This is a genomic window from Burkholderia sp. BCC1993 (assembly GCF_905339865.1).
Lineage (GTDB): Bacteria > Pseudomonadota > Gammaproteobacteria > Burkholderiales > Burkholderiaceae > Burkholderia.
The window spans coordinates 22871-49619 of the sequence record NZ_CAJPGZ010000004.1 but is presented as its reverse complement, the minus strand read 5'-3'; the positions used below and the strand labels follow the sequence as shown (position 1 = coordinate 49619).

The 26749-nt window shown below is 67.0% G+C and carries 24 protein-coding genes and 1 pseudogene; 6 read left to right on the top strand and 19 right to left on the bottom strand.

Translation table 11 applies throughout. The features are described 5' to 3' along the window. Positions 1 to 5 precede the first annotated feature (5 nt). The 7 genes from ubiB to U4Y91_RS07280 form a co-directional block, all read right to left on the bottom strand. A complete protein-coding gene (ubiB, locus tag U4Y91_RS07310) occupies positions 6 to 1583 on the bottom strand; it encodes a ubiquinone biosynthesis regulatory protein kinase UbiB (protein WP_321804476.1) in 1578 nt (525 codons plus the stop codon). A 12-nt stretch (positions 1584 to 1595) separates the two neighbouring features. Next, positions 1596 to 2222 carry an SCP2 domain-containing protein gene (locus U4Y91_RS07305; RefSeq protein ID WP_321804475.1) on the bottom strand — a complete coding sequence of 209 codons (627 nt, stop codon included), beginning with the start codon at positions 2220 to 2222 and terminating at the stop codon, positions 1596 to 1598. A gap of 163 nt (positions 2223 to 2385) precedes the next feature. Continuing rightward, the gene (locus tag U4Y91_RS07300) at positions 2386 to 3420 is read right to left on the bottom strand and encodes a Tim44 domain-containing protein (protein ID WP_321804473.1); all 1035 of its coding nucleotides are present in this window, start codon (positions 3418 to 3420) and stop codon (positions 2386 to 2388) included. A gap of 41 nt (positions 3421 to 3461) precedes the next feature. Beyond that, positions 3462 to 4193 carry a bifunctional demethylmenaquinone methyltransferase/2-methoxy-6-polyprenyl-1,4-benzoquinol methylase UbiE gene (ubiE, locus tag U4Y91_RS07295; protein WP_321804471.1) on the bottom strand — a complete coding sequence of 244 codons (732 nt, stop codon included), beginning with the start codon at positions 4191 to 4193 and terminating at the stop codon, positions 3462 to 3464. A gap of 52 nt (positions 4194 to 4245) precedes the next feature. Beyond that, positions 4246 to 4659: a gamma-butyrobetaine hydroxylase-like domain-containing protein gene (locus tag U4Y91_RS07290; protein ID WP_175728203.1), complete on the bottom strand. Its 414-nt coding sequence runs from the start codon at positions 4657 to 4659 to the stop codon at positions 4246 to 4248. Then, complete coding sequence (locus U4Y91_RS07285; RefSeq protein ID WP_321804467.1) at positions 4656 to 5099, bottom strand: HIT family protein; 444 nt, start codon at positions 5097 to 5099, stop codon at positions 4656 to 4658. Before U4Y91_RS07285 ends, U4Y91_RS07290 begins: the two co-directional genes overlap by 4 nt. A gap of 85 nt (positions 5100 to 5184) precedes the next feature. Then, positions 5185 to 9210: a DUF3683 domain-containing protein gene (locus tag U4Y91_RS07280; protein ID WP_321804466.1), complete on the bottom strand. Its 4026-nt coding sequence runs from the start codon at positions 9208 to 9210 to the stop codon at positions 5185 to 5187. Here U4Y91_RS07280 and U4Y91_RS36750 point away from each other — a divergent pair. The 3 genes and pseudogenes from U4Y91_RS36750 to queF all read left to right on the top strand — a co-directional run bounded on the left by U4Y91_RS36750 (position 9196) and on the right by queF (position 12153). Further along, positions 9196 to 9645 (top strand): annotated as a pseudogene (locus U4Y91_RS36750) (hypothetical protein). The gene U4Y91_RS07280 and the pseudogene U4Y91_RS36750 sit on opposite strands and share 15 nt — an antisense overlap. Positions 9646 to 9786: 141 nt before the next feature. Further along, complete coding sequence (gene ilvA, locus U4Y91_RS07275; protein ID WP_321804464.1) at positions 9787 to 11310, top strand: threonine ammonia-lyase, biosynthetic; 1524 nt, start codon at positions 9787 to 9789, stop codon at positions 11308 to 11310. 12 nt (positions 11311 to 11322) lie between these two features. Continuing rightward, positions 11323 to 12153 carry an NADPH-dependent 7-cyano-7-deazaguanine reductase QueF gene (gene queF, locus U4Y91_RS07270; RefSeq protein WP_321804463.1) on the top strand — a complete coding sequence of 277 codons (831 nt, stop codon included), beginning with the start codon at positions 11323 to 11325 and terminating at the stop codon, positions 12151 to 12153. A 72-nt stretch (positions 12154 to 12225) separates the two neighbouring features. Here queF and U4Y91_RS07265 read toward each other — a convergent pair whose 3' ends face one another. From U4Y91_RS07265 to U4Y91_RS07240, 6 genes are all read right to left on the bottom strand, one after another. Beyond that, positions 12226 to 12663, bottom strand: a complete 438-nt coding sequence (locus U4Y91_RS07265; RefSeq protein WP_321804461.1) for a hypothetical protein — start codon at positions 12661 to 12663, stop codon at positions 12226 to 12228. After that, positions 12657 to 13259 (bottom strand): peptidoglycan recognition family protein, encoded by a 603-nt coding sequence (locus tag U4Y91_RS07260; RefSeq protein ID WP_321804460.1) that lies wholly within the window; start codon positions 13257 to 13259, stop codon positions 12657 to 12659. Before U4Y91_RS07260 ends, U4Y91_RS07265 begins: the two co-directional genes overlap by 7 nt. Positions 13260 to 13306: 47 nt before the next feature. Then, on the bottom strand, positions 13307 to 13678 hold the full coding sequence (locus tag U4Y91_RS07255) for a DUF1493 family protein (RefSeq protein ID WP_321804781.1): 372 nt from the start codon (positions 13676 to 13678) through the stop codon (positions 13307 to 13309). A 308-nt stretch (positions 13679 to 13986) separates the two neighbouring features. Further along, entirely contained in the window at positions 13987 to 14373 is a 387-nt protein-coding gene (locus U4Y91_RS07250; protein WP_014896068.1) for a RidA family protein, read from the bottom strand. Positions 14374 to 14496: 123 nt separating this feature from the next. Next, positions 14497 to 15978, bottom strand: a complete 1482-nt coding sequence (locus U4Y91_RS07245; RefSeq protein WP_059690657.1) for an N-acyl-D-amino-acid deacylase family protein — start codon at positions 15976 to 15978, stop codon at positions 14497 to 14499. Positions 15979 to 15980: 2 nt separating this feature from the next. Further along, positions 15981 to 16910, bottom strand: a complete 930-nt coding sequence (locus U4Y91_RS07240; protein WP_321804452.1) for a MurR/RpiR family transcriptional regulator — start codon at positions 16908 to 16910, stop codon at positions 15981 to 15983. Between the two features lie 119 nt (positions 16911 to 17029). Between U4Y91_RS07240 and U4Y91_RS07235 the strand changes: the two genes are divergently transcribed. Next, positions 17030 to 18310 (top strand): amino acid deaminase, encoded by a 1281-nt coding sequence (locus U4Y91_RS07235; protein ID WP_321804451.1) that lies wholly within the window; start codon positions 17030 to 17032, stop codon positions 18308 to 18310. Positions 18311 to 18488: 178 nt separating this feature from the next. Continuing rightward, positions 18489 to 19070, top strand: coding sequence for a DJ-1/PfpI family protein (locus U4Y91_RS07230; RefSeq protein WP_044848600.1), 582 nt, complete (start codon positions 18489 to 18491; stop codon positions 19068 to 19070). 120 nt (positions 19071 to 19190) lie between these two features. Here U4Y91_RS07230 and U4Y91_RS07225 read toward each other — a convergent pair whose 3' ends face one another. Further along, positions 19191 to 19637: a MarR family winged helix-turn-helix transcriptional regulator gene (locus U4Y91_RS07225; protein ID WP_321804450.1), complete on the bottom strand. Its 447-nt coding sequence runs from the start codon at positions 19635 to 19637 to the stop codon at positions 19191 to 19193. 34 nt (positions 19638 to 19671) lie between these two features. Next, positions 19672 to 21267 (bottom strand): MDR family MFS transporter, encoded by a 1596-nt coding sequence (locus U4Y91_RS07220; protein ID WP_321799373.1) that lies wholly within the window; start codon positions 21265 to 21267, stop codon positions 19672 to 19674. A 110-nt stretch (positions 21268 to 21377) separates the two neighbouring features. Here U4Y91_RS07220 and U4Y91_RS07215 point away from each other — a divergent pair, with 110 nt between their 5' ends. After that, positions 21378 to 22220 (top strand): EcsC family protein, encoded by an 843-nt coding sequence (locus tag U4Y91_RS07215; protein ID WP_321804448.1) that lies wholly within the window; start codon positions 21378 to 21380, stop codon positions 22218 to 22220. Here U4Y91_RS07215 and U4Y91_RS07210 read toward each other — a convergent pair. The 4 genes from U4Y91_RS07210 to U4Y91_RS07195 form a co-directional block, all read right to left on the bottom strand. Next, entirely contained in the window at positions 22190 to 23152 is a 963-nt protein-coding gene (locus tag U4Y91_RS07210) for an alpha/beta hydrolase (protein WP_321804446.1), read from the bottom strand. The two genes, U4Y91_RS07215 and U4Y91_RS07210, sit on opposite strands and share 31 nt — an antisense overlap. 144 nt (positions 23153 to 23296) lie before the next feature. Beyond that, complete coding sequence (locus U4Y91_RS07205; RefSeq protein WP_124521027.1) at positions 23297 to 23731, bottom strand: CHRD domain-containing protein; 435 nt, start codon at positions 23729 to 23731, stop codon at positions 23297 to 23299. A 359-nt stretch (positions 23732 to 24090) separates the two neighbouring features. After that, the gene (locus tag U4Y91_RS07200) at positions 24091 to 24864 is read right to left on the bottom strand and encodes a class II aldolase/adducin family protein (protein WP_321804444.1); all 774 of its coding nucleotides are present in this window, start codon (positions 24862 to 24864) and stop codon (positions 24091 to 24093) included. A gap of 255 nt (positions 24865 to 25119) precedes the next feature. Then, entirely contained in the window at positions 25120 to 26745 is a 1626-nt protein-coding gene (locus U4Y91_RS07195; RefSeq protein WP_321804442.1) for a phospholipase D family protein, read from the bottom strand. Between the last annotated feature and the right edge of the window lie 4 nt (positions 26746 to 26749).

Below are 26749 nucleotides of genomic sequence, written 5' to 3'. Positions count from 1 at the left end.
TTCGGTCACGCGCCGTACGCGAGCGCGAGCAGCACGCGTGCGACGAGCGCCCCGACGCCGACGGCAAGACCGAAGATCAGCAATGCCTGCATCAGCCGGTTGGTCCGTTTCTGCTCGATGAGGATCTGACGCATCAGGTCCTCGCTCGCCGCGCGCGGCGCATCGTGGCGCGCCGCCATCGCGTGGTGGATCAGCCGCGGCAGTTGCGGCAGCGTCTTGCTCCATTGCGGTGCCTCGACCTTGAAGCGCTCGTACCAGCCGCGCAGGCCGATCTGCTCGGTCATCCAGCGCTCGAGGTACGGCTTCGCGGTCTTCCACAGGTCAAGTTCGGGATCGAGCGAACGGCCGAGCCCTTCGACGTTCAGCATCGTCTTCTGCAGCAGCACGAGCTGCGGCTGGATCTCGACGTTGAAGCGGCGCGACGTCGAGAACAGGCGCATCAGCACCTGGCCGAGCGAGATGTCCTTCAGCGCACGGTCGAAATACGGCTCGCACACCGCGCGGATCGCGCTCTCGAGTTCCTCGACGCGCGTCTCGGGCGGCACCCAGCCCGATTCGAGGTGCAGCGTCGCGACGCGGTGGTAATCGCGCTTGAAGAACGCGAGGAAGTTCTGCGCGAGGTAGTTCTTGTCGAAATCCGACAACGCGCCGACGATCCCGAAATCGAGCGCGATATAGCGGCCGAACGTGTTCGGATCGAGGCTCACCTGGATGTTGCCCGGGTGCATGTCCGCATGGAAGAAACCGTCGCGGAACACCTGCGTGAAGAAGATCTCGACGCCTTCGCGCGCGAGCTTCTTGATGTCGACGCCGGCCGAGCGCAGCGTCTCGACCTGACTGATCGGCACGCCGGTCATGCGCTCCATCACGAGCACCTGCGACGTCGAGAAATCCCAGAACATCTCGGGTACGAGCAGCAGGTCGAGGCCCGCGAAGTTGCGGCGCAGCTGGCTGCCGTTTGCGGCCTCGCGCATCAGGTCGAGCTCGTCGTGCAGGTACTTGTCGAATTCGGCGACGACTTCGCGCGGCTTCAGGCGCCGGCCGTCGGCCCACATGCGTTCCGTCCACGTCGCGATGTCGCGCATCAGCGCGAGGTCGGAATCGATCACCGGCAGCATGTTCGGACGCAGCACCTTGACCGCGACGGCCTTGCCCGCGTGCACGCCCTGCTTCAGCTTCGCGAAATGCACCTGCGCGATCGACGCGCTCGCGATCGGTTCGCGCTCGAATTCGTCGAACAGCTCGTCGACCGGCGCGCCGAGCGACTTCTCGATGATCGCGATCGCCACCGCGGAATCGAACGGCGGCACCTGGTCCTGCAGCTTCGCGAGTTCGTTCGCGAAATCGACCGACAGCAGGTCGCGGCGCGTCGACAGCACCTGGCCGAACTTCACGAAGATCGGGCCGAGGCTTTCGAGCGCGTGACGCAGCCGCACGGCGGGCGGATCGGAAAAGCGGCGGCCGATCGTCGTGATCCGCAGCAGCAGCTTCACGCGCCGGTCGTCGATCCGGGACAGCATCACTTCGTCGAGGCCAAAGCGGATGACGGTGTAGACAATCTTGATGAAACGGAAAATGCGCATGCCCTGCGGCCCTCAGTGCGCGCCGCGCGGGCCGGAGCCCGTGCGCGCGCCGATTTTTTGTTCGAGTCGCTCGACCCGCTTTTCGACCCGCGCGAGCGCATCGCGCGCCCGCGCCAGTTCGGCGTCGAAGCCGCCGAGCACCGTGCGCCGGACGACTTGCGGGTTCTCGTCGAGCCAGTACTCGGCGACGGAATCGAGCACGTTGCGGCCGGTGCGGCGCGCGCGCGCGCCGGCGTCGCGCACGACCGTCGCGATCCGGTACGCCGCCGCGTCGCCGACCAGCTTCGCGAGATCTTCCTCAGGTTCCCAGCGCAGGTGCTCGGCCAGCTTCGCGATCTGCGTCGCGAATTCGGCGTCGCCCTCGATCTTCACGTGCTTCATCACGGCCGCCTGGCCGCCCTGCAGGAATGCGGCGACCGTATCGCCCGCGAGCGCGATCGACACGTCGACGTGTTGCGCATCGTGCGTTTCCACCGCGGACAGGTAGCCGTCGGGCTGCACGAGCAGCGTGAGCGTGACGGGCGGCACGTCGAGCCGGGCGGTCTTGCCCGCGTAGGGGATCAGGCGATCACGCGCCCACGATTCGCGCGCGAGCAGGTGATTGACAGCAGCAGCAAAAGGCTTGGCGGCAAAGGTCATCGGGCTGGGAAAGAAAAAACCCGCGCAGGCCGGGCGCCCACGCGGGTTTCTATTGTAACGTCGGATCGTCGGCAGCCCGCGGCCAACCGCACACCCGGGCGGCAAGCGGTCGCAGTGCGGCGGCCGTCGCCCGGGCAGCCGGCAAGCCGGCCGCCGGTCACGCTCAGTGCGTGTTGATCTGCTGGATACCCGCGAGCAGCCAGCCCTGGCTGCCCGACTTCGACAGGTTCCACACCTCGTCGAACGGCGCCGCCGACGCGTTCGCCGATTCGCGGATCAGCCCGTGGAAGCGCACGCTCGCCGACTGCTCGATGCCGCGATCCTCGATCGCGACCAGTTCCGCGTCGAGCTGCACGACATCGGTCTGGTTCGCCTCGTTGCCGCGCGAATCGAGGTCGATCTTGATCTCGGCGAACATTTCCGGCGTCGTGAACTCGCGGATGTCGGCCAGGTTGCCCTGGTCCCACGCCGCCTGCAGGCGCACGAAGTAGACCTTCGCGCTGCGCAGGAACGCTTCGGTGTCGAAGCCGGCCGGCACCTGCAAAGGTGCGGCCGCCATCGCGCCCGCCGCGCCGGCGGCCGCTGCGCCGCCGCCGAACACGCCCTGCGCTTCGTTCGCGTAGCTGCTGCCGCTGCCGGCATAGTTGCTGCCGGTGCTGCCTTGCTGGAACGACGGGCTCTGCGAGTAGCCGCCCGACGACGAGGCCGAGCCACCCACCGAGTACGCCGGTTCCTGCGGACGGCGACGGTTCATGAACTTGCGGATCAGCCAGATGCCGACCATCGCCAGCAGCGCGATCACGATGACGTTCGCCATCATGCTCGCGAACGCGCCGCCGAGGCCGAAGTGTGACAGCAGCGCCGCGATGCCGAGGCCGGCCGCGAGACCAGCGATCGGCCCGAGCCAGCGCGAGCGGTTCGGCTGCGCGGCCGGCGCCGGTGCGGCCGGGTTCGCGCGCTGCGCCTGCGCCGGCGCGGCCTGCTGCATCGGCTGCTGCGCGGGCGGCGTGGCCTGGCGCTGCGTGACGGTGGAACTCTGGCGGCCGATGCTGCGCCCGCCGCCCATGCGCCTGGCTTCGGCGTCGAGCGATGCGAACGTGCCGGCCGTGAGCAGGCCGACCATCAGCAGCGTGCCGACCCGTCGAGCCCACGGCTTCGACGGCTTGCTACGGTTGAACAACGAACGCGATTCGGACATCAGCTTCTCCAGATGTAAGGCGAATGTATGGGAAGAACCCCTTAGTACTTGGTTCCTAGGTGTAAAGCTACCACGCCACCTGACAAATTGTAATATTTGACGGCGTCGAGGCCCGCTTGTTCCATCATCGTCTTCAGCGTGTCCTGATCGGGGTGCATCCGGATAGATTCAGCAAGATACCGATAACTTTCAGCATCTTTCGCGAACTTGTCGCCAAGCCACGGTAATACTTTGAAAGAATACAGATCGTACGCTTTTTTCAGCGGATCCCAGACTTTCGAGAATTCCAGCACCATCACGCGGCCGCCGGGCTTCGCGACGCGGCGCATTTCGGCGAGCGCGGCGTCCTTGTGCGTCATGTTGCGCAGCCCGAACGCGACCGTGACCACATCGAAGTAGTTGTCCGGAAAGGGAATCTTCTCGGCGTCGCACAGCAGCGACGGCGTCACGATGCCCTTGTCGAGCAGCCGGTCGCGGCCCACGCGCAGCATCGATTCGTTGATGTCGGTGTGCCAGACCTCGCCGGTCGGCCCGGCCGCCTTCGCGAACACCTTGGTCAGGTCGCCGGTGCCGGCCGCGATGTCGAGCACCTTGAAGCCGGGGCGCACGTTCGCCTGTGCGATCGTGAACGCCTTCCACGCGCGGTGCATGCCGGCCGACATCAGGTCGTTCATCAGATCGTAGTTGCTCGCGACCGAATGGAACACGCCCGCCACTTTCTTCGCTTTTTCGGTTTCCTCGACGCTCTCGAAGCCGAAGTGGGTTTTGCTCATCGCGTTGATCCTCAGTAAATGGCAAGACGGCGCCGAGCGGGCGCCGTCGATTTCAGTGGCAGTGGCCGTGCGGCGCGGGGGCCGCCTGCATCGGCGCGTCGCGCTCGACGCCCGCCGCCTTCAGTTTGTCGAAATAGTCGCGCCACAGCGCGTCCTGCTGCGTCGCCAGTTCGTACAGCAGATCCCACGAGTAGATGCCGGTCGAATGGCCGTCGGAGAACGTCGGCTGCAGCGCGTAGTTGCCCACGCCCTCGAGCGCGGTGATCGTCACCTCGCGCTTGCCGGTCTGCAGCGTCTCCTGGCCCGGCCCGTGGCCGCGCACCTCGGCCGACGGCGAATAGACGCGCATCAGCTCGAACGGAATCCGGTAATTTTCGCCGTTCGGGTACTGCAATTCGAGCACGCGCGACACCGCGTGCACGACGACGCCGGACGGAATCGGCGTCGTGGAAGTCAAACCGCTCATGGCTGCCTCGAATCGGTCATGCGTTGAATTTCCTCGCGCACCGCATTGTGCAGCAGCGAGGCCTGCGCCGCGCGCGTGCGCAGCAGCGCCTCGGACACGCTGCGCTGGCGCGGCGCCCAGACGGGCTGCGGAAAATGGGCGTCGTTGGAGAAGCGCGGGATCACGTGCCAGTGCACGTGCGGCACCATGTTGCCGAGGCTCGCGAGATTCACCTTGTTCGGCTGCATCACGCGGCGCACGGCCCGCTCCACCGCGTACACCACGCGCATCAAATGTGCCCGCTCGGGCTCGCCGAGATCGGAGAACTCGGCTACGTGCGTGCCCCAGATCACCCGGCAGAAGCCCGGGTAATCGTGCTCGCCCGTCGCGAGCACGACGCGCAGCGCATCGTCCTGCCAGAGCACCTCGCCGCCGTCTTCACGGCAAAACACGCATTTCATCGTCGCTCCCATGTGGACGGGCGCCGGCGCATCGGCGCCGGCGCCCGCTCATTCCTGGCCCGATCGGGCGGTCGTTATGCCCGCATTAGACCAGCACGCGCTCGATCCCGCCATTGTTCGCGTGTGCGACATAGTCGGCCATCCAGTTCTCGCCGAGCACCTGGCGTGCGATCTCGACGACGATGTAGTCGGCCTCGAGGTTCGCATCCTCGTTGTAGCGCGACAGGCCCTGCAGGCACGACGGGCAGCTCGTCAGGATCTTCACGTCCGGGCCGTTCGCGCTCGCGGCGGCCGGCGCGGGTGCGCTGCCGGCCACGACCGGGATGCTGCGCAGCTTCGCGGCCCCCTTGCGGATTTCCTCTTCCTTGCGGAAGCGGACCTGCGTGGAGATGTCCGGACGCGTGACCGCCAGCGTGCCCGATTCGCCGCAGCAACGGTCGTTCTTCTCGATCTTGTAGCCGTCCTTCTCCGCGCCCATCAGCTCGTTGACGAGCTTCACCGGGTCCATCGTCTTGATCGGCGTGTGGCACGGGTCGTGATACATGTAGCGCGTGCCCGTCACGCCGTCGAGCTTCATCCCCTTCTCGAGCAGGAACTCGTGGATGTCGATGATCCGGCAGCCCGGGAAGATCTTGTCGAATTCGTAGCCTGCGAGCTGGTCGTAGCAGGTGCCGCACGACACGACCACCGTCTTGATGTCGAGGTAGTTCAGCGTGTTCGCGACCCGGTGGAACAGCACGCGGTTGTCGGTGACGATCTTCTCGGCCTTGTCGTACTGGCCCGAGCCGCGCTGCGGATAGCCGCAGCACAGGTAGCCCGGCGGCAGCACGGTCTGCACGCCCGCTTCCCACAGCATCGCCTGCGTCGCGAGGCCGACCTGCGAGAACAGGCGCTCGGAGCCGCAGCCCGGGAAGTAGAACACCGCTTCCGAATCGACGGTCGTCGATTTCGGGTTGCGGATGATCGGCACGATCTTGTTGTCCTCGATGTCGAGCAGCGCGCGCGCCGTCTTCTTCGGCAGGTTGCCCGGCATCTTCTTGTTGACGAAGTGGATCACCTGTTCGACCACGGGCGGCTTGCCGACCGTCGCCGGCGGGTGCTGGGTCTGCTTCGTCACGACCTTCTTCAGCATGTCGTTCGCGAAGCGCTGCACCTTGTAGCCGACGCCCATCATCACGCTGCGCGCGGCGTTGATCGTCTGCGGATTGGTCGCGTTCAGGAAGAACATGCCCGCCGCGTTGCCGGCGTTGAACTTCTTCTTGCCCATCTTGCGCAACAGGTTGCGCATGTTCATCGTGACGTCGCCGAAGTCGATCTTCACCGGGCACGGCGTCGCGCACTTGTGGCACACCGTGCAGTGGTCGGCCACGTCGTTGAACTCGTCCCAGTGCTTGATCGACACGCCGCGGCGCGTCTGCTCCTCGTACAGGAACGCCTCGACCAGCAGCGAGGTCGCGAGGATCTTGTTGCGCGGGCTGTACAGCAGGTTCGCGCGCGGCACGTGGGTCGCGCACACCGGCTTGCACTTGCCGCAGCGCAGGCAGTCCTTCACCGAATCGGCGATCGCGCCGATGTCGGACTGCTGCATGATCAGCGACTCGTAGCCCATCAGCCCGAAGCTGGGCGTGTACGCGTTGCGCAGGTCGGCACCGTCGAGCAGCTTGCCCTTGTTGAAGCGGCCGTTCGGGTCGACGCGCTGCTTGTACGCGCGGAATTCGGCGATCTCGTCGTCGGTCAGGAACTCGAGCTTCGTGATGCCGATCCCGTGTTCGCCGGAGATCACGCCGTCGAGCGAGCGCGCAAGCGTCATGATGCGCGCGACCGACGCGTGCGCATCCTGCAGCATCTCGTAGTTGTCGGAGTTGACCGGGATGTTGGTGTGGACGTTGCCGTCGCCCGCGTGCATGTGCAGCGCGACGAACACGCGGCCGCGCAGCACCTGCTTGTGGATCGCCTGTGCTTCGTCGAGGATCTGCTTGAACGCGCCGCCGTTGAAGATCGCGCGCAGCTCCGCGCGGATCTCCTGCTTCCACGAGATGCGGACCGTGCGGTCCTGCGTGACGTGGAACACGGTCGCGCCCGGCTGCTCGTCCGCGCGATCGGCGAACTTCTCGGCGAGCGCCTCGTAGCCGAGCTGCACGAGGTAGTGCTGCGCCTCGCGCAGCGGCTGGTCGAGCCGGTCGCGCACGAATTCCCAGCGCGCGCGCACGCGCTTGAGCAGCTCCAGCGCCTGCTGCACGCGATCCTCGAGCAGCTCGGCGCTCGGGATCTCGTTCGCGTCGTCGGTCTTGCCGAGCGGCAGGTTGCCGGCGCGGAAGAACGCTTCGAGCGCGTCGACCAGCTGCAGCTTGTTCTTCAGCGACAGCTCGATGTTGATCCGCTCGATGCCGTCGGTGTACTCGCCCATCCGGTTCAGCGGGATGACGACGTCCTCGTTGATCTTGAACGCGTTGGTGTGCTTCGCGATCGCGGCCGTGCGGCTGCGGTCGAGCCAGAAGCGCTTGCGCGCCTCCGCGCTGATCGCGACGAAGCCTTCGCCGCTCTTGCCGTTCGCCATCCGGATCACTTCGGACGTCGCGTGCGCGACCGCGTCGGCGTCATCGCCGACGATGTCGCCGATCAGCACCATCTTGGGGAATGCGTTGCGCTTGCTCTTGGTCGCGTAGCCGACCGCGCGCAGGTAGCGCTCGTCGAGGTGCTCGAGGCCCGCGAGGATCGCGCCGCCCTGCTTCGACGTTTCGAACAGGTAGTCCTTGATCTCGACGATGCTCGGGATCGCCTCGCGCGCCTGGCCGAAGAATTCGAGGCAGACGGTGCGCGTGTGCGCGGGCATCTTGTGCAGCACCCAGCGCGCGGACGTGATGAGCCCGTCGCAGCCTTCCTTCTGCACGCCCGGCAGGCCGGCGAGGAACTTGTCGGTCACGTCCTTGCCGAGGCCTTCCTTGCGGAACCGGCGGCCTTCGATCTCGAGCATCTCGCTCTTCAGCAGCTTCTCGCCCGGCGCGTACGCGCCGTCGAACCACTTCAGCTCGAAACGCGCGACCGCGATGTCGTGGATCTTGCCCTGGTTGTGCTCGTGGCGCGTGACTTCGAGCCAGTTGCCGTCCGGGTCGACCATCCGCCACCAGGCCAGGTTGTCGAGCGCGGTGCCCCACAGCACGGCCTTCTTGCCGCCGGCGTTCATCGCGACGTTGCCGCCGATGCACGATGCGTCGAGCGAGGTCGGATCGACCGCGAACACGTAGCCGGCCGCTTCGGCCGCTTCCGTCACGCGGCGCGTGACGACGCCCGCGCCGGAGAAGATCGTCGGCACCTTGTGCGCGACGCCCGGCAGTTCGGTCAGCTCGACCGCGCCGAGCTGTTCGAGCTTCTCGGTGTTGATCACTGCGGAGAACGGCGTGAGCGGCACCGCGCCGCCCGTGTAGCCGGTGCCGCCGCCACGCGGGATCACGGTCAGGCCAAGCTCGAAGCAGGCCTTGATCAGGCCCGCGATCTCGGCTTCGGTATCGGGGGTCAGCACGACGAACGGGTATTCGACGCGCCAGTCGGTCGCGTCGGTCACGTGCGACACGCGCGACAGTCCGTCGAAGCGGATGTTGTCCTTCTGCGTGCAGCGGCCGAGCGCCTTGGTCGCGCGGCGGCGCAGGTCGGCCATCTTGTCGAATTCGTCGGCGAATTCGTCGACCGCGCGCTGCGCGGCGGCCTCGAGCATCTCGACGCGCACCGCGCGTTCGCGGCCCGCGTCGTCGTGGTGCGCGGTCAGGTCGGCGCGGCGGCGCTTGCCGATTTCGGTCAGGCGGTGGTTCAGCGCCTCGATCAGCAGCGCGCGGCGCTTCGGGTTGTCGAGCAGGTCGTCCTGCAGGTACGGGTTGCGGCGCACGACCCAGATATCGCCGAGCACTTCATACAGCATCCGTGCCGAGCGGCCCGTGCGGCGTTCGGCGCGCAGTTCGTCGAGCACCGACCACGCCTCCGCGCCGAGCAGGCGGATCACGATCTCGCGGTCGGAGAAGGACGTGTAGTTGTAGGGGATCTCGCGCAGACGGGGCGCGGGGTCGGCGGCGACGGCGGCGGCCGCGCCATGCGGATCGAAAACTTGTGGTGCGTTCATGTTCGGACGACTCGGAGGGCCGATACACCGTGCAGGGGCGTCGGCAAGCGCGTGGGCGCAATCTTGGGGAAATCTGTTCTGTTGCCAGGCGTGCGACTAACTCGCATGGGGCCGGAACGGGACTGAACTCACCGTTCCCGACGGGTGGGGCCTGGCGGCACTCGGAGCCATCAGCACGATCGCGCGCGGCGCGCATGCCGCTCCGCCGCGGGGCTGGCTGCGCGCGGCGTCGGCTTCAACGGGGCGATCCGAGGGTGCCTCTGCATCTTCCGATCCTTGATTCAAAACGGAATTCTAACCCATGATCGGGCCGCGCGTGACACGCCGGACAGGTCGTGGGGCTATCGCCGCAAGCCGCGCCGGGCCTGGTTCGGCGCGTTTTCGCTCCGGCATTCGCCGTCCGTCCGGTCGGTAACCATGCGGTTAAACCGGTAAAAAAGGGACGCCTCATGCGGCAAACACGCCCGCCGGCGCGGTTCCGCGACGGTGCGCCCGGCATGCCGCTTGCATGCGGACGGACCCTTGGCGCTATCATTGATCCTTTACCGTCTGCTTCCGCACTGCACGCGAGCGCCCATGGCATCCCACGATTACCTGAAGAAAATCCTCACCGCGCGCGTCTACGACGTCGCGCTCGAGACGGAACTCGAACCTGCCCGCAACCTGTCGGCCCGGCTGCACAACCCCGTTTACCTGAAGCGCGAGGACAACCAGCCGGTGTTCTCGTTCAAGTTGCGCGGCGCGTACAACAAGATGGCGCACATTCCGGCCGACGCGCTCGCGCGCGGCGTGATCACGGCATCGGCCGGCAATCATGCGCAGGGCGTCGCGTTCTCGGCGGCCCGGATGGGCGTGAAGGCCGTGATCGTCGTGCCGGTCACGACGCCGCAGGTGAAAGTCGATGCGGTACGCGCGCACGGCGGCCCGAGCGTCGAGGTGATCCAGGCGGGCGAGTCGTACAGCGATGCATACGCGCACGCGGTCAAGGTTCAGGCGGAGCGCGACCTCACGTTCGTCCACCCGTTCGACGATCCGTACGTGATCGCCGGCCAGGGCACGATCGCGATGGAAATCCTGCGTCAGCACCAGGGGCCGATTCACGCGATCTTCGTGCCGATCGGCGGCGGCGGGCTCGCGTCCGGCGTGGCGGCCTACGTCAAGGCGGTGCGGCCGGAGATCAAGGTGTTCGGCGTGCAGGCCGAGGATTCGTGCGCGATGGCGCAGTCGCTGCAGAAGGGCGAGCGCGTCGAACTGAGCGAGGTCGGCCTGTTCGCGGACGGCACGGCGGTAAAGCTCGTCGGCGAGGAAACCTTCCGGCTGTGCCGCGAATTCCTCGACGGCGTGCTGACGGTCGACACCGACGCGCTGTGCGCGGCGATCAAGGACGTATTCCAGGATACGCGCAGCGTGCTCGAACCGTCCGGCGCGCTCGCGGTCGCGGGCGCGAAACACTATGCGGAACGCGAAGGCATCGAGAACCAGACGCTCGTCGCGGTCACGTCCGGCGCGAACATGAATTTCGACCGGATGCGCTTCGTCGCCGAACGCGCGGAAGTCGGCGAGGCGCGCGAAGCCGTGTTCGCCGTCACGATCCCCGAGGAGCGCGGCAGCTTCAAGCGCTTCTGCTCGCTCGTCGGCGATCGCAACGTGACCGAGTTCAATTACCGGATCGCCGATGCGCAGTCCGCGCACATCTTCGTCGGCGTGCAGATCAAGCGGCGCGGCGAGTCGGAGGAGATCGCCGCGAACTTCGAGTCGCACGGCTTCAAGACCGTCGACCTCACGCACGACGAGCTGTCGAAGGAACATATCCGCTACATGGTGGGCGGCCGCTCGCCGCTCGCGCTCGAAGAGCGCCTGTTCCGCTTCGAATTCCCGGAACGGCCGGGCGCGCTGATGAAGTTCCTGTCGTCGATGGCGCCGGACTGGAACATCAGCCTGTTCCACTACCGCAACCAGGGCGCGGACTACAGCTCGATCCTCGTCGGGCTGCAGGTGCCGCAGGCCGATCGCGCCGAGTTCGAGCGCTTCCTCGCGGCGCTCGGCTATCCGTATGTCGAAGAGAGCGCCAATCCGGCGTATCGCCTCTTCCTGTCGTAAAGGCTTCGTGCAATGAATCCCGAACATTCCCCGCTCGGCAAGGCGACCGTCTACGCAGCGCAGTACGACGCGTCGCTGCTGTTCCCGATCCCGCGCGCCGGGGCGCGCGAGCAGCTCGGCATCACGTCGGCGCTGCCGTTCTTCGGCACCGATATCTGGAACGCGTACGAACTGTCGTGGCTCAACGCGCGCGGCAAGCCGCAGCTCGCGGTCGCGACGTTCTACGTGCCGGCCGAATCGCCGAACATCGTCGAATCGAAGTCGTTCAAGCTGTACCTCGGCTCGTTCGCACAATCGAAGTTCGACTCGCTCGACGCGGTGCGCGACGTGCTGAAGCGTGACGTGTCGGCCGCGTGCGGCGCGACCGTGTCGGTGCAACTGGTGTCGCCGCACGATTTCGGCAAGCTCGAGATGGAGGAGCTCGACGGACTGTCGCTCGATCGGCTCGACCTCGACACCGACGTGTACGAACCCGATCCGTCGCTGCTGTCGGCCGCCGACGCCGAGGACGAAGCGCCGGTCGAGGAAACGCTCGTGTCAGACCTGCTGCGCTCGAACTGCCCGGTCACCGGCCAGCCCGACTGGGGCAGCGTGCAGATTCACTACGTCGGGCCGCAGATCGATCACGCGGGGCTGCTGCGCTACATCATCTCGTTTCGCAATCACACGGGCTTTCACGAGCAGTGCGTCGAGCGGATCTTCCTCGACATCCTGCATGCGTGCAAACCGGTGAAGCTCGCGGTGTATGCGCGCTACACGCGGCGCGGCGGGCTCGACATCAATCCGTTCCGCACGAATTACAACCAGCCGATGCCGGACAACGCGCGGACGGCGCGGCAGTGAATCGGTGAATGAGTGGCGTGGGCGGGCATTCGCGGCCCGCCAACATCGGCTGCTTGCGGGACAAGCGCCTCTCTAGTTCGGTGCGAACACGTCGGCTCGGCACTTCGGACAATACAGGTAGATGGTTCGACCGTCGGGCATGGAAATGAAGCCGCGCCTTGCCTGGTCTATCTGCCATTTCGCCGTGCCACCCTCCGCGAGACGTGCGTTGCCTTCGGCATAGCAATTCGCGGCGTCCAGATCATGGCCGTACGTCCGTTCCGTTACACGGCGCGCACGCTTGAAAAACGCGCTGACATCCGCCGGCTGAAGCACGAACGTACGACACATGTCTGCCGTTTCGTCCCCGCTGATGTCGGCCGACCACGCGCCGTTCCTCACGATTTCGACCGACCCTGGCCCGACAATGGGCACTGCCCCGCGGGGCGCCCCTCTATCGGACAGCGCGCCCGCAACCGCACCGTGGCTCAGCAACAGCGCCCACATCAGCATTGCGATCCGAATCACCATTGCGCCCTCGCCGCCTCCGTCCGGTTCTTCCGCGATACTGTCGGGTGGCGAAAAACCTCTGTCATCGGAACGTTCAGCGTGACCGAAAGTTCATCGATGAGCCATCGAAGCGAGTCATTCTGCGCTTCCGGCGCCGCGTCGTAGGTTCGTCGGTCGGGGTTGGGTTCATTGAGCGGTAGCGCTTCGCCGACCAATTCCACGCCGATGCTGTCTGTATTGGAAGGGTAACGGTCCGGGACCGCCTTGCGCATCTCCCGCTGGTTTTCGCCACGTGGGTCAAAACGGCGAAGTTGCTCCAGTTCGACTGGCGTGCAACGCATTTCGGCAACACAACGCGCCTTGATTCGGCCAACATGCCAAGTCTGCTTCTTCAAAGATGCCGTCTGGTAAATCGTTCCATCTTTTTCTATCAAGAAATGCGCGCCGTTGGCAGACGCAGTCTGATAGCTATTGAGCGCGGAAGCCGCCGTTGGACCACCCGTTTGATGGACGATAATCCCGCTAATCCGCTGCATCGCACCGCGCTCGATCTGAACTTTTCTGGCCCGCACAACGTGCGGACTAACCACCATCCCATTGGCATCAATCGACAACATCCAATACCCCGCTGTTTGATTACGTCAGATCGCCGCAAACTTTCCGCCTACCCCAGCCATGCTCGACTGCTCGCTCGGCTCAGTCGCCCGGCATCCCATTTTCGTTCAAGCGCTGCGCGGTGCAGCATCGCCAGCGTGATCGATTCCCGTTTGAGATCGTGCGGTTTCCGAAGCACCCATCGCCGGAACAACGAATAGAGCCCCGCCTCGCCTTCCATCAGGAAATACCAGTGAAAATCGAAGTTGCCGGCATCGATGGAAAAGCGCTCAAAAAAATGCCCCATGAAATCGTCGGCTTCGTCGCCGGTCTGGCCAAGATCCTCCCAAAGCCTCGTGGCAGCGGAGAGCGGCATCGATTTGCCAAGCCCGATCTCCGATCTGACGAAACGCTCGATCTCGTCCCAACGCACGTTTTCCATCACGACAATCACAACACCTTGCCCTCTGGTTGGAAAGTCGGTTGTACTTGGTGATCGCGCTACGCATCCGCGCCGATCGCGGTCTCAGCCCGCCAGACAGGTGTGTCACGTTGAGCCCCATTGGAAAAACTTCGTCACACAATGCAAAATTCCAGCCCCCTACCCAGCTTCGACTCAGTTGTATTTGAGCGCCCTCCGCCCATTCGCTCGCTAATCGCCCTCGTCCACGCATCGACTTCCTCATAACGCAACAAGGCCGGCGCACGCAAATGCACCGGCCTTGCTGGACAACCTTTGGCCTTGCCGCGTTACTTCACCGGCGCCTTGTAAGCGATGCAATCGACCTCGACCTTGCAGTCGATGACCATGCTCGACTGCACGCACGCGCGTGCCGGCGGATGCTCACCGAAGTACGAAACGAACACCTTGTTGAACGACGCGAAATCGCGCGCGTCGTCGAGCCACACGCCGCAGCGCACGACGTGCTCGAGGCCGTAGCCGGCTTCCTTCAGGATCGCGATCACGTTCTCGATCGTCTGCTTCGACTGCGTGACGATCCCGCCTTCGACGACCTCGCCGTTCACCATCGGCGTCTGGCCCGACACGTACAGCCAGCCGTCAGCCTCGACCGCGCGTGCAAACGGCATCACCTGGCCGCCGGTACCCTTCGCTTCGCCTACGCCATATCGCTTCATCGTTTCACTCCTGGTTGGTCGACCGGCCTCTGCGCGCAAGCGTCGGCGCCGGTCCCATGCAACACACGGTTGCGGATGCGCGCGCCGACATGGCGCACGCGGCAAATCGGATCAGAACCGCGTTCAGAACGCAGCGTCGGCACTCGCCGGCACGCGCTCGCCGCGCGCGACGAAACCGCCGGCGCGCGCGCCGGTCGGCTGGCCGTTCTCATAGGTCAGCACGCCGTTCACCCACACCGCGTCGATCCCGTGCGCGGGCTGTTGCGGCTTCTCGAACGTCGCCGCATCGATCACGCGCGCCGGATCGAACAGCACGAGATCCGCGTGGTAGCCGACGTGCACCTCGCCGCGCCGCGCGATCCCGTAGCGGCGCGCGGACAGCGACGTCATCTTGCGGATCGCCTCCTCGAGCGGCAGCAGGTTCGTGTCGCGCACGTAATGGCCGAGCACGCGCGGGAACGCGCCCCACAGCCGCGGGTGCGGCAGCGGATCGTTCGGCAGGCCGTCCGAGCCGACCATCGTCGCCGGATGCGACAGGATGCGGCGCACGTCGTCCTCGGACATGTTGTGGTACACGGCGCCGGCCGGACGAATCCGCTGCGCGGCCTCCTGCTCGGTCACGCCCCAGTCGGCCGCGATCGCCTTCAGCAGCTTGCCGGCGACTTCCGGATGCGGCTCCGACCATGTGATCGTGATGTCGATGTCGCCCGTCACCTGCTTCAGGTCGAGCGTCGACGAGCTGCGGCTGTACGGATAGCAGTCGCAGCCGACCGGCTGGTAGCGGCGCGCGCCTTCGAGCGACGCGAGCACCTCGGTGCTGCGGCCCCAGTTCGACGGGCCCGCGCACTTCAGGTGCGAGATCACGACCGGCACCTGCGCGTGGCGGCCGACGCGGTAGGCCTCGTCCATCGCGTCGAGGATCGCGTCGAACTCGGTGCGCATGTGCGTCGTGTAGAGCGCGCCCGCATTCGCGAGCGGCTCGGCGAGCGCCATCACTTCCTCGGCCGGCGCCGCGAACGCGGAGCCGTACGCGAGGCCCGACGACAGCCCGAGCGCGCCGTTCGCGAGCGCTTCCTCGAGCTGCGTGCGCATCCCGGCGATTTCGCCGTCGGTCGCCGCGCGGTCGAGGCGGTCCATCTGGTTGTTGCGCAGCGCGGTGTGCCCGACGAGCGCCGCGACGTTCACGGCCGGACGCGCGTCGTTGACGGCCGCGACATAGGCAGCGAAGGTCGGGTAGCGGAACGCGTCGCGATCGCCGAGCAGGTTCATCGGGTCGGGCGGATCGCCCGCGAGCGTCACCGGCGACGCGCTGATCCCGCAGTTGCCGACGATCACGGTCGTCACGCCCTGCGAGATCTTCGGCAGCATCTCCGGCGCGCGGATCACGTGCGTGTCGTCGTGCGTGTGGACGTCGACGAAGCCGGGCGCGAGCGCGCGGCCGTTCGCATCGACGACGGTCTCGGCGAGCCAGTTCGACAGGTTGCCGATCGCCGCGATCACGCCGTTGCGGATCGCGACGTCGCGCGTGACAGGCGGTGCGCCGGTGCCGTCGTACAGCTGCGCGCCGACGATCAGCGTATCGGCGGCTTCGGGATGCGAGTGCATGGTCAGTCTCCTACCGGTTGACGGTCTCCGCCGCCGCGGTGCGCATCGAGCGCATGCTTGATGCGGCGCAGCGATTCTCGGCCCGCATCGCCGAGCCGCAGCGCGACTCCGGTGACGAGCACGTCGATCGCCATCATCATCGCGTAGCGCGATGTCGAAGGCTTGTAAATGAAATCGGTTTCGAACGCGACGACCGGGATCAGGTGGTCGGCGAGCTTCGCGAGCGGCGACGCCGGCGCGGTGATCGCGATCAGCTTCGCGCCGTAGCGCTTCGCGAGACGGCAGCTCTCGAGCAGCTCGGGCACGCGCCCGCTCACCGACAGCGCGACGACCACGGCGTCGCGCGACAGCGTCGCCGACACCATCCGCTGCAGCAGGCTGTCCTGATAGCTCGCGACCGGCCGGCCGAAGCGCACGAGCCGGAAGCGCAGTTCGTCGGCGAGCGCGGTCGAGCCGCCGCCCTGCCCGTACACGTAGACCATCTTCGCGCCCGCGAGCAGGTCGGCCGCCGCGTCGAACGACGTGTTGCGCAGCAACTGGTGGTTGTGCGCGAGCGCCACGCGGATCTCGTCGTAGACGACCGACGCCGGGCTCGGGTCTTCCTCCGCGTGCTCGCCGGACGGCACGAGAAAGCGCTGGCCGACCGCCGCCGCCTGCGCGACGAGCACCTTCAGTTCGCGCACGTCGCGGCAGCCGACGGCCTTCGCGAAACGCGTGACTGTCGCGACGCTGACCTCCGCGTCGCGCGCGAGCGCGCCGATGCTCGCATGCGCGGCGCGCGCGAGATCGGCGAGGATGAAGGCCGCGACCTTGCGTTCGGCCTCGCGCAGCTCGGGCGCGCATTCGGCGATCCGCGCGACGATGTCGAGGACCGGCTGGGCAACCGGTTGCTCGGCGATGAACGGAATGGACGGGGTGGCGGGCGAATTCATCTGCTGAAAAGGGTGTGGCGCTTTATGTTACTAAATAACATCACCGCGCCGATGCTACTTTCTGTACCATCTGCATGTCAACTTCAGTGCAATGCATAGTGATGATGGAGCGGGATGACATGAAAGTTACAAACTATCAGGAACCGACAATCAATCCGTTGGGCAAGGGTCTCGGCAACCTGCCGAGCGCGAGCGTGCCGCTCGACGACGCAGGCCGCCTCGAGTGGAACCTGCTCGCGGAAGACGTCAGCCTGCCGGCAGCGGTGCTGTATGAGGATCGCATCGAACACAATCTGAACTGGATGCAGGCGTTCGTCCAGCAGTACGGCGCGCAGTTCGCGCCGCACGGCAAGACGACGATGGCGCCGCAACTGTTCCGCCGCCAGCTCGCCGCCGGCGCGTGGGGCATCACGCTCGCGACCGCGCACCAGACGCAGGCCGCGTATCACGGCGGCGTGCACCGCGTGCTGCTCGCGAACCAGCTGGTCGGCCGCCAGAACATGACGATCATCGCGGGGCTGCTGTCCGATCCCGACTTCGAATTCTTCTGCCTCGTCGATTCGGCCGACAGCGTCGACCAGCTCGGCCGCTTCTTCGGCGAAGCGAAGAAAACGCTGAACGTGCTGATCGAACTCGGCGTGCCGGGCGGCCGCGCGGGCGTGCGCGATGCCGCGCAGCGCACCGCCGTGCTCGACGCGATCGCGCGCTATCCGGACACGCTGAAGCTGGCCGGCATCGAACTCTACGAAGGCGTGCTGAAGGAGGAAGGCGAGATCCGCGCGTTCCTGCAGGACGCGGTCGCGTTCACGCGCGAGCTGGCCGAAGCCGGCCGCTTCGCGCGCACGCCGGCGATCCTGTCGGGTGCCGGCTCGGCGTGGTACGACGTGGTCGCGGAGGAATTCGCGAAGGCGTCCGATGACGGTTTCGCGGAAGTCGTGCTGCGTCCGGGCTGCTACCTGACGCACGACGTCGGCATCTACAAGAAGGCGCAGACCGACGTGTTCGCGCGCAACCCGATCGCCCGCAGGATGGGCGAGGGGCTGCTGCCGGCGCTGCAGCTGTGGGCGTACGTGCAATCGGTGCCGGAAGCCGACCGCGCGATCATCGCGCTCGGCAAGCGCGACGCGGCGTTCGACGCGGGCCTGCCCGAGCCTGCGCGCCACTTCCGCCCGGGCCGCGACAGCGCGCCGCGCGATGTCGCTGCGAGCGAAGGCTGGGCCGTCACCGGGATGATGGACCAGCACGCGTACCTGCAGATCCCGCCGGGCGCGGACGTGAAGGTCGGCGACATGGTCGCGTTCGACATCTCGCATCCGTGCCTGACGTTCGACAAGTGGCGCCAGCTGCTCGTGCTCGATCCGCAGTTCCGCGTGACGGAAGTCGTCGAAACGTTCTTCTGACGCCTGGCGCGCCATCGCGCCGCCTCGCCGCCCCTTCGCCGCGCGGGGCGGCCGTCACGCGCGCTTCAATCTGCCGGAGTACACTGCGCTTTCGTCCTCGGGGCTGCTTCGCCGCCGCAGCGCATGCCTGCCGCGCCCGGCGCGAACGGCCCCTCAACGCTGTTCAATGGAGAAAGCCATGGCCGCGAAGAAGATCCTGTTCCTGACCGGTGATTTCGCCGAAGACTACGAAACGATGGTGCCGTTCCAGGCACTGCAGGCCGTCGGCCATCACGTCGATGCAGTCTGCCCGGGCAAGCGCGCGGGCGACAAGGTCAAGACCGCGATCCACGATTTCGAGGGCGACCAGACCTACACCGAGAAGCCCGGCCACAACTTCACGCTGAACGCGACGTTCGACGACGTGGATGCGGCGGGCTACGACGCGCTCGCGATCGCGGGCGGCCGCGCGCCGGAATACCTGCGTCTCGACGCGAAGGTGATCGCGCTGGTGCGCGCGTTCGCCGAAGCCGGCAAGCCGATCGCCGCGATCTGCCATGCGGCGCAGCTGCTCGCGGCCGCCGACGTGATCCGCGGCAAGCGCATCTCGGCCTACCCGGCCTGCGCGCCCGAAGTGAAGCTCGCGGGCGGCGAGTATGCGGACATCCCGGTCGACGCGGCCGTGACCGACGCGCCGTTCGTCACCGCGCCCGCGTGGCCCGCGCATCCGGCATGGCTCGCGCAGTTCCTCGCGCTGCTCGGCACGCGCATCGAGCTGTGAACGAGGTGGAATGAATTGAAGTGAAACGCCGGCCGGCGGCGGGTTCGTGCGACCCGCGTGCCGCGCCGGTCACGAGCGGCCGGGGCGTGCGCCCCTTCGGGCCGCTCCCCGCCCTGCCCTTCAGTGCGACGCCGGCGTCGACCCGACGTCCGCAATCCGCGACTCCAGCATCGCCAGCGCGCCCGACAGGGCGGTCAGCACGTCGTCCGGCAGTTGTGCCATCGTCTTGTCGATGAATGCCTTGCGGCGCGGCAGGCACGCGTCGAACGCGGCGCGGCCCTCGGCGGTCAGCGTGACGTTGGTCACGCGGTTGTCGCGCGCATCGGACGCGCGCTCGATCCAGCCGAGCGCGTCGAGCGACTTCAACTGGCGCGTGAGCGCGCCCGGATCGATGCGCAGCACCTCGACGAGCTTCTTCTGCGACGAATGCCCGCCCATCGTGTGCAGCGCGACCATGATGCGCCAGCGCGGCATCGGCTGCCCGACGTGCGTTTCGAACGCGGTCATGAACGCGCGATACGTGCGTCCGAATTGCTGCAAGATCGCGACGCGGTCCTGTTCTTCCATGCGCTGATGCCTACTCGTTCAATCGGTGAATCGTTCAATCGGCCGCGACATGCGGCTCGATCTTGTGCCGCAGCGCGATCGGCGGCACGCGGCGGGACTGCCACACCGACACCACGGCGACGACGGCCGCCATCGCGACACCCAGGTGAATCGCGCCGACCAGCGATTCGCGGGCCGTTTCCAGCAGCAGCGCGCCATTATGCCCGGCGCGGGTCAGCTCCGCGACCAGACCGCCTTGCGCGGCGCGGTCGATCAGGATCTGCGGATCGGCGAGCTGCGCGTGCCACTGCAGCGCGTGCTCGCCCGACAGCGCGTCGCGCACGCCGCTCGAATACATCTGGTTGACCAGCGTGCCCGTGAGCGCGGTGCCGATCATCCCGCCGACCATCCGCAGCGACTGCAGCAGCGCGGTCGCGATGCCGAGGTGCTCGCGGCCGGCCGTCTGCTGCGCGAACACGGTGAGGTTCGGCAGCACGAAGCCGAGGCCGATGCCGCCCGCGACCATCAGCGCCATCAGCATCCAGGTCGGCGTCGTGTGCGTCGACACGACGATGCCCGCGCATGCGATCGCGAACAGCACGAAACCGACGTGCAGCATCGCGTTCGGATTGCGGATGCGCGTGACGACGCGGCCATTCATGATGCTGCCGATCGTGATGAACACGACGAGCGGCGTGATCACGAGCCCCGCCGCCTTCGGCGACATCCCGAAGCCGCCCTGGAACAGCAGCGGCGCGTAGAACAGCAGCGAGAACATCGAGAAACCGGCGAGGATCGCGAGCACGAACAGCGCCGACAGCGCGCGGTTGCCGAACATGTCGAACGGCAAGATCGGCTGCGCGCAGCGCTTTTCCCAATGCCACAAGCCGATGCCGGCACCGACCGCGACAACCAGCAGCAGCGACGCCCAGCTCATGACGCCGTACTTCGGCAGCCATTCGACGAACAGCTGCAGCGCGCCGAGCGACAGCGCGATCAGGAGCGCGCCGGGCCAGTCGAGCCGCATCTTGCGGTCGTGCTCGACGTGCCTCAGGTGCGGCAGGTAGCGCCACACGAAGAACAGCGACAGCAGGCCGACCGGCAGGTTGACGTAGAACACCGAGCGCCAGCCGAACGACTGGGTCAGGATCCCGCCGAGCGACGGCCCGACCGCGTTCGCGATGCCGAACGCGGAGCTCATCAGCACCTGCCAGCGCAACCGCACGACGGAATCGGGGAACAGGTCGGGAATGCACGCGAACGCGGTACCGACCAGCATCCCGCCGCCGATCCCCTGCAGGCCGCGCGCGAGCACCAGGAACAGCATGTCGTTGGCCATCCCGCACAGCACCGACGCGCCGGTGAACACGACGATCGACGCGATCACGAACGGCTTGCGGCCGTAGTAGTCGCCGAGGCGGCCGAAGATCGGCACGGTGATCACGGAACTGAGCAGGTACGAGGTCGCGACCCACGCGTACAGGTCGAAGCCCCTCAACTCGGCGACGATGGTCGGCAACGCGGTGCCGACGACCGTCTGGTCGAGCGCGACGAGCATGGTGACGAACGAGATCCCGATCATCGCCAGCAGCGATTCGCGGAACGGCAGGACTTGCCCGCTCGAATGGTGGGCGGCAGTATGGACGGCCATTTTTTGTTGATGCAACTTTTGACGAGTCAAACAATCTCAAAATTCTAGCACGCCGGAGTAATCTAGGCTGGCGAGGGTTCGGGGCCTGTTCCCCATCGCCAAGGAGAAAGATGGAACCGATTTCAATCACGCCTGCCGCGACGCTGTCGCCGGAAGACCAGGACGCGTTGCGACGCGCGAAACAGGTGCTGGAAAGCCCGTCGCTGACGATGAAGCTGACGGGCGTGCTGGGCGCGCCGGTCGAGAAGATGATCGCGCGGCTGCCGGACTTCGCGACCGGCAAGATCAACGACGCGACGCAGCTCGCGCTGCGCAAGTGCCTGAACATCGCGCTGCGCACGCTCGGCAAGCCGCAGACACCCGATGCCGAGCCGGACAAGCCGAGCAACCTGCTGCACAAGCTCGCGGTCGCGACGACCGGCGCGGCGGGCGGCGCGTTCGGCTTCCTCGCGCTGCCGGTCGAGCTGCCGGTCACGACCACGCTGATCTTCCGCTCGGTATGCGACATCGCGCGCAGCGAGGGCGAGGACCTGGGCTCGGTGGATACGCAGCTGCAGTGCCTGGCCGTGCTCGGCATGGGCGGCAACCCGGACAAGCGGGAAGAGGACGCCGATCTCGGCTATTTCGTGCTGCGCGGCGCGCTCGCGCAGGCGATTTCGAAGGCGTCGTCGGACATCACGACGAAAGGAATCGCCGCGCACAGCTCGGCGGCGGTGTTCAAGCTCGTGCAGACGGTGGCATCACGCTTCTCGGTGCAGGTCACCGAGCAGATGGCCGCGAAGTCGATCCCGGCGATCGGCGCGGTGCTCGGCGCGACCGTCAACACGCTGTTCATCGACCACTTCCAGCAGATGGCGCACGGCCACTTCACCGTGCGCCGGCTCGAGCGCAAGTACGGCGCGGTGGCGGTGCAGGCCGCGTATCAGGCGATCGACGGCTCGCCCGCGCGCTGAACCGCCCGCTCGACCGCGACGCGGCGCAGGAATGCGGCCGCGCGGTCGAGCGCGTCGCGCGACTCCGGCACCATCGGCGTGTACAGCTGCCACACGTGCGGCATGTCGGGCCACACCTCGATCTCCACCGGCACGCCGGCCGCTTTCGCGCTGTCGGCGACGCGGCGCGCGTCGTCGAGCAGCACCTCGGTGCTGCCGGCCTGGATGAAGAGCGGCGGCAGCCCGGTCAAGTCCGCATAGAGCGGCGATGCGTACGGATGCGTCGCCGATGCGTCGCCCAGATACAGCTTCGCCGCCTTCGGCAGCGCCGCGGCCGCGAACATCGGGTCGAGGCCGTCGTTGCTGCGCATCGTGGCGCCGGTGCCGGCCAGGTCGGTCCACGGCGAGAACAGGATCGCGCCGGCCGGCAACGGCTCGCCGCGATCGCGCAGCGCGACGAGCGTCGCGAGCGCGAGGCCGCCGCCCGCCGAATCGCCGCCGAACACGATCGACTCGGGCGGCGTGCCGAGCGCGAGCAATTGCCGGTACGCGGCCAGCGCATCGTCGAGCGCGGCCGGGAAGCGGTTCTCGGGTGCGAGCCGGTAATCGAGCGAGAACGAGCGCACGCCCGCGCGCTTGGTGAGGCCAAACACGAGCGGCCGATGGGTTTTCGTCGAACAGAAGTAGTAGCCGCCGCCGTGGAAGTACAGCAGCGTGCGGCCGGGCCCGCGCGCGCCGACCGCATCGGTGCGTTCGAGCCATTCGCCGCGCAGCGGCGCGTCGCCGGGACGGTAGCATTCGCGCAGCCGGTAGCCCGACGGCACGCGACGCGGCACGACCGTTCTCAGGTCGGTGAAGCGCCGCGCACGGGCGGGATCGAGCACCGGGCGCGCGGTCTCGGGACGAAACTGCCAGCGCAGCAGCCAGCACGCGAACTTGCTTTGCCAACTCATCGAACCTACTCCGTCATCGCAGTGTCACGATGGTACGTGCGATCGTTGCCGCGCCGCTCGACGGGAGCCTCTACATCAAACGCCGGCGCCGGTTTGCCGGCCTCGGTTCGCCGGCCTCGGTTCGCCGGCATCAGTTCGCCGGCATCAGTTCGCCGGCATCACCTGTCCGCGGATCTCGCCGGCCGGATGCTCCTTCGTGTGCACGTTGAAGTACCACTTGCCGCCCATCAGGTCGGTCACCTGTGCGTCGGTGAGCGCCTTCGATCCCTTGATCGGGCTCGCGAGCTCGTCCTTCGGGATCGGCACCTGCACGCCGGCGTTCTGGCCGACCGGCGCGGGCCCGTGGAAGTGCGCGGCGGTCGCCGGCCCCGTGAGGTGTTCGTAAGTCACCGTCCACTGCAGCAGGTGGCTGGCCGTGTCGTAGGTCGCATCGACGGCGCCGGCGCCCTTGGTCGCGGTGGGCGGCACTTCGCTCGACGGCTGCAGGTTGGCGGACAGGCGCACCGTTTCGGCAGCGGCGCTGCCGGCGGCCAGCACGCCCGCGAGCAACGCCACCTGGAGCAAACGCAGCTTCGGCATGAATTCTCCTTGTACGACGTGGTACGCCCCCCGGCCGGGGACGCTCCATGATGGTAGTCGATCGCCGCCGATCCGGCACCCCGTGCGTCGCGCGCCAGCCTGACGGAACCTGGAAGAGACCTTTGCAGCGGGCGCCCTGAATCCGCGCGCGGCCTTTCGCTACACTTCGTCTCACAGTTGCTTGTTTCCTTCGTCCGAAGGAGTCTGCGAGTATTCACGCGGCCATCCGGCCGCGTTTTTTTTGCCCGTGCCGCACGGCATGCGGGCATCGTCCAGCACATTCCGCTTCGCGCACCATCAAGCGTCGCGAATCGATTTCGCCGCGGCGGTCGTGCCCGGCATCGCGCCGGCACCGCGCGTCACGCGCGATAGCCGGGATCGATGCGATCGACGATGCGCTGCAACGCGTCGAACGCGTCCTGCCCCGCGCCGTGCTTCGGATCGAAATTCAGCGAATCGCGCACGCAGCCCTCGAGCACCGGCGGCGCGATCGGCAGTGCGTCGCCGATCGCATGGGTCGCGACCTGCACCTCGCACGCGCGATTGAGCAGCCACATCAACGAGAAGGTCTGCGCGAGCGTCGCGCCGATCGTCACGGGCCCGTGGTTGCGCAGCAGCAGCACGGGCCGCCCGCCGGCACTCTCGACGATGCGCCGCCCTTCCTCGAGATGCACGGTGATGCCCTCGAAATCGTGATACGCGATCTTCCCGTACAGCTGTGCCGAATAGAAGTTCGAGAACGACAGCCCGTCGCGCGAGCAGCATACGGCCATCGTGGGCGTCGTGTGCACGTGCATCACGCAGTGCGCGTCGGGCAGCGCCGCATGGATCGCGCTGTGGAAGGTGAAGCCCGCCGGATTGATCGCCCAGTCGGAATGGCCGATCACGTTGCCGTCGATATCGATCTTCACGAGGTTCGACGCGCACACCTCGCGGTAATGGAGCCCGAACGGGTTGATCAGGAAATGACCGTCCTCGCCCGGCACGCGCAACGAGATATGGTTGTAGATCAGTTCGGTCCAGCCGAGATGGTCGAAGATCCGGTAGGCGGCCGCGAGCTGCACGCGCGCCTGCCATTCGGCTTCGGAGAAACGGGTGGGACGCGTGAACGGCTGGTTGGGTACACGTTGCATGGGGCACTCCGGTTGCGGGCTTGCGCGGCCGCGCGGGCGGCTGCGCGCATCGTCCCTCGTCTCCTGTCTCCTGGCGGCGCACGCGGCGTGCTTGGCGCACATGGCGCGTGCGGCGCGTCGTTCGGTACCGCTTCCGCCCGCATTGCGCGAGCCGTCCGGCGGCACCCTTCACGATACGCATATCGTTGCGCGCACAACCATATCACCTTTCCCCGCGCACCGGTATCGCGGGTTTGGCCCGAGCCGTTCCGGCCCTTACAACTGGTCGTCGACCGGCAGCAGCATGAAAAGGCCGGTCATCACGTTGCGCATCAGCCCGGCATGCGGATCGACGTGATAGGTGGTCGACTGGCCGTCGTCGACGCCCGTCCATTCGAGTGCGGGCGGCCCGCCGTCCATTTGCTTCACGAGCGTGACGCGATAGCTTTCGTCAGGCTGCGTAACCCGCGCGAAGATCTCCGCGACCTGCTGCGCGAGCACCGGGCTGTGGATCACGAGCGCGAGCTCGGTGTTGAGGTGCGCCGAGCGCGGGTCGAGATTCAGCGAGCCGATCACCAGGATGTGCCGGTCGATCACGTACGCCTTCGCATGCAGGCTCGCACGCGAACGCGAGCCGAACAGCCGTGCGGACTGCTGGCCCGGCTGTGCCTTGAACTCGTACAGCTCGACGCCGCGCTGCAGCAACGGCACGCGGTACGGCGCGTAGCCGGCCTGCACCGCGACCGCGTCGGTCGCCGCGAGCGAATTCGTCACGATCGCGACGCGCACGCCGCGCCCGACCGTGTCGCCGAGGATCTTCACGCCGGCATCGTGCGGCACGAAGTACGGCGAAAACGCGAGGAATTCCTTCTGCGCGCCGCGCATCAGTTCGACGAGGCGCTGCATCGGCGGGCTCACGTATGCGTCGGTCGGCTGCGCAACCTTGGTCGGCGCATCGACCTTGAATTCGGCCGGCGCCCACACGAGCGCGAGCTCGTCGCGCGCGATCTGCTGCGCGAGCGGTGTCGCGTTCAGCGGCTTCGCGTTGTACGGGTCGGCATTCTTGCGCCAGTGGTCGCGCAGCTCGTCGCGCATCGCGTCGAGATCCTTCGGATCGAACGCCTGATGATTCAGCACGCGCAACGGATAGCTGCTCGCGCTCACCCAGTAGCCGTCGAAGCTCTTCGAGACGTCGTTCGTCACGGGGCCGGCGGCGAGCACGTCGAGATCGCGAAACTGCAACGTCGGGCTCGCGCTGAAGTATTCGTCGCCGAGATTGCGGCCGCCGACGATCGCGAGCTGGTTGTCCGCGATCATCGCCTTGTTGTGCATCCGCCGCGTGAAGCTGTCGATCCGCGTGAAGAAGTTGGCCGTGCGCTCGACCATCCCGTATTGCGACGCGCCGAACGGGTTGAACACGCGAATCTCGATGTTCGGATGCGTGTTCAGCGCGGCCATGACGCGATCGATGTCGCGGAAGTTCAGGTCGTCTACCAGCATCCGCACGCGCACGCCGCGATCGGCCGCATACAGCGCCGCGCCCAGCAGCAGCTTGCCGGTCGTGTCCTGGGTCGCGATGTAGTACTGCATGTCGAGCGTCTTCGTCGCCGCGCGCGCGAGCGCGATGCGCATCTGCAGCGCGGTCGCGCCGTCGGGCAGCAGCCGGAAGCCCGACTGCCCCGGATGCGCGGCTTCCGGCGCGGCCAGCGCGGCGCGCAGCGGCGTCGCGGTATCGGTCGGCAACGCGTGCGAGACGGGACGATCGAGCGTGGTGGCGGGCGGGTGCGTCGCGCAGGCGGTGGCCAGCGACAGCAGCGCACACACCGCGAGCGCGCAGGCCGGGCGGCCGACGGCGCGCCACGACAGCGCGGCCGGCACGCACCGGATCAAAGACGTGAGCACGGAA

Coding starts and splice junctions, on each gene's coding strand:
- queF (WP_321804463.1), top strand. CDS start 11,323: ATGAATCCCGAACATTCCCCGCTCGGCAAGGCGACCGTCTACGCAGCG.
- U4Y91_RS07300 (WP_321804473.1), bottom strand. CDS start 3,420: ATGTCCGAATCGCGTTCGTTGTTCAACCGTAGCAAGCCGTCGAAGCCG.
- U4Y91_RS07225 (WP_321804450.1), bottom strand. CDS start 19,637: ATGGAAGAACAGGACCGCGTCGCGATCTTGCAGCAATTCGGACGCACG.
- U4Y91_RS07240 (WP_321804452.1), bottom strand. CDS start 16,910: ATGAATTCGCCCGCCACCCCGTCCATTCCGTTCATCGCCGAGCAACCG.
- U4Y91_RS07205 (WP_124521027.1), bottom strand. CDS start 23,731: ATGCCGAAGCTGCGTTTGCTCCAGGTGGCGTTGCTCGCGGGCGTGCTG.
- U4Y91_RS07255 (WP_321804781.1), bottom strand. CDS start 13,678: ATGGAAAACGTGCGTTGGGACGAGATCGAGCGTTTCGTCAGATCGGAG.
- U4Y91_RS07305 (WP_321804475.1), bottom strand. CDS start 2,222: ATGACCTTTGCCGCCAAGCCTTTTGCTGCTGCTGTCAATCACCTGCTC.
- ubiE (WP_321804471.1), bottom strand. CDS start 4,193: ATGAGCAAAACCCACTTCGGCTTCGAGAGCGTCGAGGAAACCGAAAAA.
- U4Y91_RS07250 (WP_014896068.1), bottom strand. CDS start 14,373: ATGAAGCGATATGGCGTAGGCGAAGCGAAGGGTACCGGCGGCCAGGTG.
- U4Y91_RS07230 (WP_044848600.1), top strand. CDS start 18,489: ATGGCCGCGAAGAAGATCCTGTTCCTGACCGGTGATTTCGCCGAAGAC.
- ilvA (WP_321804464.1), top strand. CDS start 9,787: ATGGCATCCCACGATTACCTGAAGAAAATCCTCACCGCGCGCGTCTAC.
- U4Y91_RS07285 (WP_321804467.1), bottom strand. CDS start 5,099: ATGAAATGCGTGTTTTGCCGTGAAGACGGCGGCGAGGTGCTCTGGCAG.
- ubiB (WP_321804476.1), bottom strand. CDS start 1,583: ATGCGCATTTTCCGTTTCATCAAGATTGTCTACACCGTCATCCGCTTT.
- U4Y91_RS07220 (WP_321799373.1), bottom strand. CDS start 21,267: ATGGCCGTCCATACTGCCGCCCACCATTCGAGCGGGCAAGTCCTGCCG.
- U4Y91_RS07215 (WP_321804448.1), top strand. CDS start 21,378: ATGGAACCGATTTCAATCACGCCTGCCGCGACGCTGTCGCCGGAAGAC.
- U4Y91_RS07235 (WP_321804451.1), top strand. CDS start 17,030: ATGAAAGTTACAAACTATCAGGAACCGACAATCAATCCGTTGGGCAAG.
- U4Y91_RS07210 (WP_321804446.1), bottom strand. CDS start 23,152: ATGAGTTGGCAAAGCAAGTTCGCGTGCTGGCTGCTGCGCTGGCAGTTT.
- U4Y91_RS07290 (WP_175728203.1), bottom strand. CDS start 4,659: ATGAGCGGTTTGACTTCCACGACGCCGATTCCGTCCGGCGTCGTCGTG.
- U4Y91_RS07200 (WP_321804444.1), bottom strand. CDS start 24,864: ATGCAACGTGTACCCAACCAGCCGTTCACGCGTCCCACCCGTTTCTCC.
- U4Y91_RS07280 (WP_321804466.1), bottom strand. CDS start 9,210: ATGAACGCACCACAAGTTTTCGATCCGCATGGCGCGGCCGCCGCCGTC.
- U4Y91_RS07260 (WP_321804460.1), bottom strand. CDS start 13,259: ATGTTGTCGATTGATGCCAATGGGATGGTGGTTAGTCCGCACGTTGTG.
- U4Y91_RS07245 (WP_059690657.1), bottom strand. CDS start 15,978: ATGCACTCGCATCCCGAAGCCGCCGATACGCTGATCGTCGGCGCGCAG.
- U4Y91_RS07265 (WP_321804461.1), bottom strand. CDS start 12,663: ATGGTGATTCGGATCGCAATGCTGATGTGGGCGCTGTTGCTGAGCCAC.